Below are 6,993 nucleotides of genomic sequence, written 5' to 3'. Positions count from 1 at the left end.
CTTCAAAACTAATATCAAAACAGAATTGGAAGTGGAGATTATTTTCCAAAAAAAAACGGTCTATTGGGTTATTAGGATTTGCACTTTTTCTATTTCGCTGAGATTCGCTAAGAAAACACAAAGATTCGCAGAGATTTTTTTCTCAACTAAATTTTTCTTTCTGCGTATCTCTGTGAATTCTCAGTGTGACTCTGCGTAATGATTTTTTTTGCTAATTTGTAGGTAAAATTTATTTAAAACAAACTGGAATGATTTCCCCTTTTGCTAAACAATATTTTTCTACCAATTCGGGAGCTATTTTATTGGTATAATCTTCCTCGACTACTGTAAAACCAATACTTCTTAATTTGTCAAAATAATCTCGGCCATAAATACGAACGTGGTCATATTGGCCAAATATTTTAGCACGTTCTTTTTGATCGGTAATAGAATCATCAGCAAATGTAGTCGCTCTTTTTAAGTCTTGCGGAATTTGCAAAATCGCCATTCCACCAGGTTTTAAAACTCTGTATAATTCCTGCATTGCTTTGGTGTCATCCGGAATGTGTTCCAATACGTGATTGCAGAGGATAACATCATATTGATTGTCCTCAAAAGGCAAATTACAAATATCAGCTTTTACATCTGCCAAAGGCGAAAACAAATCGGTTGTAGTATAATCCAAGTTTTTTTGCTTTCTAAATAATTTATAAAAAGCCTGTTCCGGAGCAAAGTGCAATACTTTTTTTGGAGCAGTGAAAAAATCCGTTTGCTCATTCAAATACAACCATAACAAACGATGTCTCTCTAGCGAAAGCGTACTTGGCGAAAGCACGTTGTTGCGTTGTGTTTCGTACCCGTAAGGCAACATTGATTTGAAACTTTTTCCGTCAATAGGATCAGTGAATTTATTTCCTTTTAATGAAAATGCAATAATAGGACGCGCCACATAACTCAAACGAATTAATAGCGGACGAGGGATTGTATTGAGTATAAGTTTAAAGAGTTTTTTCATAGGGTTATTACGCAGAGATTCACAAAGCGATCACAGAGATTCGCAGAGTTTTTTTAAATGTTTCTATTCGAATTAATAAAACGTTTTATATTGTTTCTTAAAATTTTTGAATTGTAATTGATTAATAGCCCAAATGGATAATTACCCAATTTTAAATAGGTGAGTATCTGTGCAAAATGCACTGATGTATAGCTTTCGACGGTTTTTAATTCAATTACTAATTTGTCTTCAACTAGTAAATCAATTCTGTAGCCTTGGTCAAGTTCAATATCTTTATAAATTATTGGAAGAGTTATTTCTTTTTCGACTTTTAAACCCGCTTTTTTAATTTCATAATAAAGACATTGTTGATAAGCAGATTCTAAAAGTCCTGGCCCTAATTCGCGATGTACTTCAATTGCTAATCCAATGACTTTGTAGGAAAGTGCGTTTAATTCTTCGTTTAATTCTAAATTTTCATTTCCTTCCATCAATTGATTTTTGATTTAAATCTTTGCGATTCTCTGTGCTGTCTCTGTGAATCTCCGTGAAATAACTTGTGCCAATTCGTGTAATTAGTGTTTAAACAACCAAAGGCATTTTTCTAAACTCATCTTCTTCATTACTCACGATTCCCAATGCTTTGTAGATATAGTAGAAAGTCGACAAAATCTCAGGTTTCCCGTCAATGATTGCGACATCATGTTCAAAATGGGCAGAAGGTTTTCCGTCAGCAGTTGTGATTGTCCAACCGTCTTTGTGTTGCTTGATGTTTTTAGTTCCCATATTAATCATCGGCTCGATGGCAACGACCATTCCTTCGATTAAAAGTTTACCGCGACCTTTTTTGCCATAGTTTGGCATTTCAGGGTCTTCGTGCATTTTTTGTCCAACACCATGACCAACTAATTCACGAACCACACCATAACCGTGGGCTTCTGTATATTTTTGAATAGCATTTCCAACATCTTCAACACGATTTCCAACACGCAACTCGCGAATTCCAACATATAAAGATTCTTTGGTAACTTGAAGTAATTTTTTAGTTTCAGGAGCTACTTCGCCAATCTCAAAAGAATAAGCGTGATCTCCATGAAAACCATTTTTGAAAGCACCACAATCTACCGAAATTACATCTCCACTTTCCAATGGTTTGTTGTTCGGGATTCCGTGTACAACTTGAGAATTTGGACTCATACATAATGAATTTGGGAATCCATAAAGTCCCAAAAAGCTTGGTACAGCGCCGTGATCACGAATGAATTCTTCGGCTCTTTTGTCCAGATATAATGTGGTAACTCCTTCTTTTATTTCAGAAGCAATCATTCCTAATGTTTTTGATACGATTAAGGCACTTTCGCGCATTAATTCTATTTCCTCGCGGGTTTTTTGAATAATCATGTTTTCAAATTTTCAGTTTGCAAAAATACACTTTTATAATTATTTCTTAAAGCTTGGCTTTGTTTTAATTTTTAGTTAAAAATGCAATGGAAAAACTGTATTTATTAGTAAACTTTCTTTTTTTCTCTCAAAGTCGCGAAATCGCAACCAAAAGTCCTTAAACTTTGCGATGCTTTTTTTTTTGAGAAATGAATTGAATGGAAATTAGTTTATTAAATAGTTGTCTTTGAATGCATTGTTTAATTTTTAGAATTTGAAGTAATTTTAAATGCTTAAATTAGCTAGAGAATAATTATAAAATCCATGGAATCAACTATAGAACAGGAAAATAATAAAAAAGTAAAGGATTTGGCTAAAATGAAAAGAAATGCACTTATTCTTTTGGGATTTGCTGTTGTACTTTTTGTAATTGGTAATATTTATAAATTACCTTGGTTAAAAGCTTTCAGCGAAGCGGCCATGGTTGGTGGTATTGCCGACTGGTTTGCTGTAGTGGCTTTGTTTAAGCATCCGTTGGGAATTCCTATTCCGCATACGGCTTTGATTCCTAACAATAAAGATGCAATAGGGGAAAATTTAGGAAGTTTTGTGTCAGAGGAATTTTTGGTGCGCGAAAAATTAGAGGTAAAAATCGAGCAGTTTAATGTTGCAATAAAAGCTTCGGATTGGTTGATTAATGCAAAGAATGTCAATCTCGTTGCCGATTTGATAATCGAAAATGTAATCCCTGGAGTTTTAAAAACAATTGATGATAAAGAAGTACAAAACTTTATACAAACACAATTTAAAGGACAACTAAGCAAAGTGAATTTTGCCGAATGGATGGCACTAGGTTTGGAATCTTTGGCGAAAAGCGAAAAACAAGAGGAATTAGTAACCAATGTTTTAAAAACGCTTATTATCGAATTAGAAAATAACAAACATTTGATAGAGGAAAAAGTCAAAAGTTCGACGCCATTTTTGTCTTTTGGCTTGGCAGACAAAAAAATAACCAAAGGGATTTTCAACGGATTGTACGATTTTCTGATACAGGCAAGTATGAAAGACAGCGCTATACGATTGAAAGTGAATGACTATGTACTCAATTTTATTGCCGAGCTTGGTCAATCAGCTGAGATGCAACAAAAAGTCAATGATTTGGTTATTGGATTTACACAAAAAAAAGAAGTTCAGAATTATATCGCCGGAATTTGGGAGGAAGTTAAAACCTCGATTGCTAATGATTTGGCATTTAAAGAAGAATCTTCGATTAAAAAAAGTATTGCCAATATGATTCAGAGTTTTGGTCGGGGAATTCAAGAAGATCATGTATTGATGACAAAAATTAATAACTTTATCAAAAATGATGTGCTGTCAGTACTTATCAATAACAAGAAAATGATTGGCGATTTAATTTCTTCGACAGTAAAAAGTTGGAATACAGATGAAGTTTCCAAAAAATTAGAATTGGAAATTGGAAGTGATCTTCAGTTTATAAGAATCAATGGAACGCTAGTTGGTGGATTGGTTGGTCTTTTGATTTATTTTTTTGAATGTATTTTGCACATGTTTATTTAAAAAGTTTGAGGTTTTGATTTTTATTATGAAATAATTTATGGGGAAATATATCACTGCTGAAGAAGCTGTAAAATTAGTAAAATCGGGAGACAGAGTGTATTTGCAAGCTGCTGCAGCAACGCCGACAGTATTGACAAATGCTTTGACAGAAAGAGCTTCGGAGTTGCGAAATGTAGAAATCTGTCATTTACATACAGAAGGAGAAGCCCGCTACGCCAATCCCAAATTAGCCGAAAGCTTTCATGTGAATTCCTTTTTTATTGGTGGGAATGTCCGTCATACTTTAAAAGCAGGAAATGGTTCTTACACTCCAGTTTTTCTTAGTGAACTTCCTTATTTGTTTAGAAAAAATGTAATTCCGTTAGATGTAGTTTTTATTCATGTTTCGCCACCAGATCAGCATGGATATTGTTCGCTAGGAGTTTCAGTTGAAGCTACAGTCGCGGCTATTGAGAATGCTAAAATTGTCATCGCTCAGGTAAATCCACAAATGCCCAGAACTTTTGGGGACGGAATTATTCATATCCTCGAGTTGAATTATTTGGTTGAAGTAGATGTTCCAATTTTTACTCATCAAATAGAACCATTTACCGAAGTAGAAGATAAAATTGGAGGTTACATTGCTTCTTTGATCGATGATAGAAGTACGCTGCAAATGGGAATTGGTTCCATACCTAATGCGGCTTTAAGCAAATTAACGAATCATAAAGATTTAGGATTACACACCGAAATGTTTTCGGACGGAGTGATTGATTTGATTGAAAGTGATGTGATTAATTGTAATTATAAAGGCTCATTGAGAGGCAGAGTACTATCAACTTTTTTATTAGGTTCCAAACGTTTGTATGATTTTGTAAATGATAATCCCTTTATTGAATTAAGAGAATCTTCGTTTGTTAATGATACAGCTCGAATTAGAAAAAATCCAAAAATGATTGCAATCAATTCGGCAATTGAAGTAGATTTAACGGGACAAGTTTGTGCGGATTCTATTGGGCCACGAATGTATTCGGGGGTTGGAGGACAAATGGATTTTATGCGTGGTGCTGCTTTGAGTGATGGTGGTAAAGCAATAATTGCATTGCCTTCTACTACTAAAAACGGTCAAAGCCGAATCGTTCCGTTTTTAAAACAAGGCGCTGGAGTGGTAACAACTCGTGGTCATATCCAATATGTAATTACCGAAAATGGTATTGCCGATTTGTTAGGAAAATCACTCAAACAACGCGCTGCCGAATTGGTTCGGATTGCGCATCCTGATCATCAGGAAAATATAGAGAAAGAATATTTTTATTTATTAGATAAGCTATAAGTTGCTAATCTGCTACGTTTTAGATCTAAAATAAATTATATAATTAGAATAAAAAAGAGGGTGTGAAAAATTAATTTCACACCCTCTGTTATATAAAAAGTGGTTGGTTTTATATTTTATAATAAAGAATGACAAGTCATTGCTGCTGGTTGCTCAACTCCCATTAGTTCAAGGATTGTTGGAGCGATATCTCCTAAAACACCATTGTTGATGTTTTTCAATTCTTTGTCAACTAAAATAATTGGCACTGGATTCGTTGTGTGAGCTGTGTTTGGAGAACCGTCAGGATTGATCATCGTTTCGCAGTTACCGTGGTCAGCGATGATGATAGTGGTATAATCATTTGCCAAAGCAGCTTCAACAACTTCTTTTACACAAGCATCTACAGCTTCACAAGCTTTGATGGCTGCGCTCATAACTCCTGTATGTCCAACCATGTCACCATTGGCAAAGTTCAAACATACGAAATCAACTTCTCCTTTATTCAATTCCGGAACCAAAGCATCTTTTAATTCATAAGCGCTCATTTCTGGCTGCAAATCGTAAGTCGCTACTTTTGGAGAATTTCTCAAGATTCTGCTTTCGCCTTCAAATGGAGTTTCTTGTCCACCTGAGAAGAAAAATGTTACGTGAGGATATTTTTCAGTTTCGGCGATACGAATTTGTTTTTTGTGAGCTTTTGACAAGACTTCTCCCAATGTTTCAGTGATGTTGTCTTTGTTGTAAACTACTTTTACATTTTCGTAAGTTTCATCATAATTAGTTAGCGTTACATAGTACAAGCTTAATTTGTGCATGTTTTGCTCATGGAAATCTCTTTGCGAAAGCGCCTCAGTCAACTCACGACCTCTGTCTGTTCTAAAGTTGAAGAAAATAACAACATCATCTTTTTCAATAGTCCCAATAGGATCATTATTGTTATCTACAATTGCTACAGGAGCAATAAATTCGTCAGTAATATCGGCTTGATAACTGGCACTCATTGCTGCAACTGGATCCAAGGCTTTTGCGCCTGTTCCGTTTACAACTAAATCATAAGCAAGTTTTACACGTTCCCAACGTTTGTCACGGTCCATTGCATAATAACGACCAACAATAGAAGCTATTTTTACAGGAGTCGCAGCAATATAATTTTGTAAATCCTGGATGTATCCTTTTCCGGATTTTGGATCCACATCACGCCCATCAGTAAATGCGTGAATAAAAACTTTATCCAATCCGTATTCTTGAGAAGCGTCAATTAATCCGCGTAAATGCGATGTGTGTGAGTGAACACCACCATCTGAAACTAACCCTAAGAAATGTACTTTTTTGTTATTCTCTTTGGCATAAGTAAAAGCATCAATAAGTACTTGTTCCTTTGCAAGTGTTTTATTGGCTACAGCCAAATTAATTTTAGCTAAATCTTGATAAACAATTCTTCCAGCTCCAAGATTCATGTGACCTACTTCGCTGTTTCCCATTTGTCCTTCAGGAAGACCAACGTTTAGACCATCAGTTCGAAGTTGTGCATTTGGATATTTAGTATAAAGACTATTTATAAATGGAACATTTGCATTGTCTATTGCAGAAACTTTCGGGTCAGGAGATTTTCCCCAACCGTCTAAAATCATTAAAATTACTTTTTTGTTCATAATGAAAAATTTTTTGCAAAGATAAAGCTTTCGCAAAAAATAGAAGTCTGTAAAAACCACTATTGTACATAAAAAAGAGAAGTGCAACAAATAGCTAAAAATGTGTTGTGAAAAAT

General features: G+C 34.7%; 6 protein-coding genes. 2 read left to right on the top strand and 4 right to left on the bottom strand.

The annotated features are described in order from the left end of the window. Window positions 1-229: 229 nt before the first annotated feature. The 3 genes from VLC96_RS09235 to map form a co-directional block, all read right to left on the bottom strand. On the bottom strand, window positions 230-994 hold the full coding sequence (locus VLC96_RS09235) for a methyltransferase domain-containing protein (RefSeq protein WP_325262341.1): 765 nt from the start codon (window positions 992-994) through the stop codon (window positions 230-232). Between the two features lie 53 nt (window positions 995-1,047). Next, window positions 1,048-1,464: a GxxExxY protein gene (locus VLC96_RS09230; RefSeq protein WP_325262340.1), complete on the bottom strand. Its 417-nt coding sequence runs from the start codon at window positions 1,462-1,464 to the stop codon at window positions 1,048-1,050. Window positions 1,465-1,555: 91 nt separating this feature from the next. Beyond that, window positions 1,556-2,374 (bottom strand): type I methionyl aminopeptidase, encoded by an 819-nt coding sequence (map, locus tag VLC96_RS09225; RefSeq protein ID WP_325262339.1) that lies wholly within the window; start codon window positions 2,372-2,374, stop codon window positions 1,556-1,558. Between the two features lie 303 nt (window positions 2,375-2,677). Here map and VLC96_RS09220 point away from each other — a divergent pair, with 303 nt between their 5' ends. Both VLC96_RS09220 and VLC96_RS09215 read left to right on the top strand, forming a co-directional pair. Next, window positions 2,678-3,931, top strand: a complete 1,254-nt coding sequence (locus VLC96_RS09220) for a DUF445 domain-containing protein (protein ID WP_325262337.1) — start codon at window positions 2,678-2,680, stop codon at window positions 3,929-3,931. Window positions 3,932-3,968: 37 nt separating this feature from the next. Then, a complete protein-coding gene (locus VLC96_RS09215; RefSeq protein ID WP_325262334.1) occupies window positions 3,969-5,243 on the top strand; it encodes an acetyl-CoA hydrolase/transferase family protein in 1,275 nt (424 codons plus the stop codon). Window positions 5,244-5,359: 116 nt separating this feature from the next. Here VLC96_RS09215 and gpmI read toward each other — a convergent pair whose 3' ends face one another. Continuing rightward, the gene (gene gpmI, locus VLC96_RS09210) at window positions 5,360-6,877 is read right to left on the bottom strand and encodes a 2,3-bisphosphoglycerate-independent phosphoglycerate mutase (RefSeq protein ID WP_325262333.1); all 1,518 of its coding nucleotides are present in this window, start codon (window positions 6,875-6,877) and stop codon (window positions 5,360-5,362) included. Between the last annotated feature and the right edge of the window lie 116 nt (window positions 6,878-6,993).

Source organism: Flavobacterium sp. (assembly GCF_035456085.1).
Classification (GTDB): Bacteria; Bacteroidota; Bacteroidia; order Flavobacteriales; family Flavobacteriaceae; genus Flavobacterium.
Note: the sequence above shows the minus strand (reverse complement) of the source record. Positions and strands in the feature narration are given on the sequence as shown.